This is a genomic window from Paraburkholderia sp. SIMBA_054 (assembly GCF_046534875.1).
Taxonomy (GTDB): domain Bacteria; phylum Pseudomonadota; class Gammaproteobacteria; order Burkholderiales; family Burkholderiaceae; genus Paraburkholderia; species Paraburkholderia hospita.
This window is the reverse complement of the sequence record NZ_JAWRXV010001252.1, coordinates 1-252: the sequence shown is the minus strand read 5'-3', so window position 1 is coordinate 252 and position 252 is coordinate 1. Positions and strand designations below refer to the sequence as shown.

General features: G+C 61.9%; 1 riboswitch.

Annotated elements, in window-relative coordinates:
• Positions 1-17: 17 nt before the first annotated feature.
• Positions 18-161, bottom strand: a riboswitch (yybP-ykoY riboswitch).
• Between the last annotated feature and the right edge of the window lie 91 nt (positions 162-252).

Genomic DNA, 252 nt, shown 5'->3' with positions numbered 1-252 from the left:
CGCACCGCGACCCGTCCGACCAGAACGAAGCAGTGCGCCAATGGTCTCGCCAAACCGACCCGGTCGAACGCGCCATGACCCGCAGGCCAAGTATGTTGACGCGCTCTCCTTCACGCGATGCCGCGATGCGTGAAGGAAGGCTACTCCCCAGTGACCCGGGGATTTTAGCGGGAGTGGGCGGAGGCAACAAGCCTTCGCAAAGAAGCTTGTTGACTGTGTTCGCCGTGAGCCGAGCTTTTACTGCGTGCCAAG